Source organism: Actinosynnema sp. NPDC059797, from assembly GCF_042732085.1.
Classification (GTDB): Bacteria; Actinomycetota; Actinomycetes; order Mycobacteriales; family Pseudonocardiaceae; genus Actinosynnema.
This window is the reverse complement of sequence record NZ_JBHWIE010000648.1, coordinates 1-2,299: the sequence shown is the minus strand read 5'-3', so window position 1 is coordinate 2,299 and position 2,299 is coordinate 1. Positions and strand designations below refer to the sequence as shown.

At 73.2% G+C, this 2,299-nt stretch carries 1 protein-coding gene; it reads left to right on the top strand.

The annotated features are described in order from the left end of the window. Positions 1–417 precede the first annotated feature (417 nt). A complete protein-coding gene (locus tag ACFV4N_RS42915; protein ID WP_499678444.1) occupies positions 418–2,094 on the top strand; it encodes a DEAD/DEAH box helicase in 1,677 nt (558 codons plus the stop codon). Positions 2,095–2,299: the final 205 nt, after the last annotated feature.

The window sequence follows — 2,299 nt, the reverse complement described above, 5'->3', positions numbered from 1 at the left end:
CTACCGAGCCCGCCTGACCGAACTGCCCACAATCATCCGCATCATCACCAACCTCGAGCACTACCGCCTGAGCCGATGACTTCTGAATAACGCTCGTACCCCCAGCCCGCGCGAGTCGTACGCCCAGACCCGGCGAGTCATGCGCTCAACCCGCGCGAGTCATGCGTTCGCACCGCGCGAGTCATGCGTTCAGACCTGGCGAGTCATGCGCTCAGGCCGCGCGTGTCCTCCGTTCAAGCCGCGCGTGTCCTCCGTTCAAGCCGGGCGTGTCCTCCGTTCGGACCGGGCGTGTCGAACGTTCGGGCCGGGCGAGTCCCCCGTTCCGGTCCCCGAGTTCCACACCCCGCCCCCTCCCCGCCCGCGCCCGGCGGACCCCCTCGCCGCGCGCTTCCAGGGCGATCAGCGAAACTTGACCACATGAACGACGAGCCCGACGACCGGACCAGCTTCGCCGACCTCGGGTTGCGCCCCGAACTGCTCCGCGCCCTGAACGGCCTCGGCTACGAGGAGCCCACCCCCATCCAGCGCGAGGCCATCGGGCCGCTCACCGAAGGTCTCGACCTGCTCGGCCAAGCAGCCACCGGCACCGGCAAGACAGCCGCGTTCGCGCTGCCCGTCCTGGAGCGCATGGGTGACGGGGGTCGGACCGAGCGTGCCCCGTTCGCGCTGGTCCTGGTGCCGACGCGCGAGTTGGCGGTGCAGGTTTCCGAAGCCGTCCACCGGTACGGGCGCGAGTTGGGCGCGCGGGTGCTGCCGATCTACGGCGGTCAGCCGATCGGGCGACAGCTGCGGGTGCTGGAGCAGGGTGTCGACGTCGTGGTCGCGACGCCGGGCCGGGCCGTGGACCACCTCAACCGCGGCACGTTGAAGCTGGAGCACCTGAAGGTCGTCGTGCTGGACGAGGCCGACGAGATGCTCGACATGGGGTTCGCCGAGGACCTGGACTCGATCCTCTCCGAGGCCCCGGCCGACCGGCAGACCGTGCTGTTCTCCGCGACGATGCCGCCGCACATCGACCGGCTGGCCCGGCGGCACCTGAAGGACCCGGTCCGCATCACCATCGGCCGCGAGCAGACCGAGCCCGGCGAGGCCCCGCGGGTGCGGCAGAGCGCGTACGTCGTGCCGCGCGCCCACAAGCCGGCCGCGCTGGGCCGGGTGCTCGACGTGGAGGCGCCGACCGCCGCGATCGTGTTCTGCCGCACGCGCGACGAGGTCGACCAGCTCACCGAGACCCTCAACGGCCGCGGCTACCGCGCGGAATCGCTGCACGGCGGCATCAGCCAGGAGCAGCGCGACCGCGTCATGGCGCGCCTGCGCAACGGCACGGCGGACCTGCTGGTGGCCACCGACGTGGCGGCCCGCGGCCTGGACGTCGAGCAGCTGACCCACGTGGTCAACTACAACGTGCCGTCCGCGCCGGAGTCGTACGTGCACCGCATCGGCCGGGTCGGGCGCGCGGGGCGCGAGGGCGTGGCGATCACGCTCGCCGAGCCGCGCGAGCACGGGATGCTCAAGACGATCGAGCGGGTCACCAAGCAGCGCATCCAGGTCGAGAAGGTGCCCACCATCGCCGACCTGCGGGCGCGTCGGCTGGAGCTGACCCGCGCCGCGCTGCACGAGAGCCTGCTGGAGGACGACCTGGAGGGTTTCCGGGTCGTGGTGGAGACGCTGGCCGACGAGTTCGACGTGATGGAGGTGGCGCTGGCGGCGGTCAAGCTGGCGCACGAGGCCACCGGGGCGGCGGCGGACGAGGAGGAGATCCCCGAGTACGTGCCGCGGTCCGGTGACCGACGTGGCCGGGAGGCGGGCGGTGAGCGGCGGGAGCGCAAGCCGCGGCGGCCTTCGGCGGGCATGACGCGGCTGTTCGTGGGCGCCGGGCGCAGCTCGGGCATCCGGCCGCAGGACCTGGTGGGCGCGATCGCGGGCGAGGCGCGGCTCAACGGCCGCGACATCGGCGCGATCGAGATCGCCGACCGGTTCTCGCTGGTCGAGGTGCCGGAGGGGGCCGCGCAGCAGGTCATCGCGTCGCTGCGGGGCGCCACCATCAAGGGCCGCAAGGTGACCGTCCGCCGGGAGCGTGACGACCAGCGTTGACGGCCGACGTCAACCGGCACCGGGACCGGCACGGGCACCGGCACTGACACGGGCAGCCGGCGTGACAGCCGGTGCCGAGCGGTGCCGGCAGCCGGTGCCAAGCGGCGCTGGCCGCCGGGGTGTCGGTTGGCGTCGAGCGGCGCGGCGCGTAAGGGGGGGCGGTGGGCGGGCGCCCGGTGGCGGCCTGCGGTGGTTGCGGTAGGGG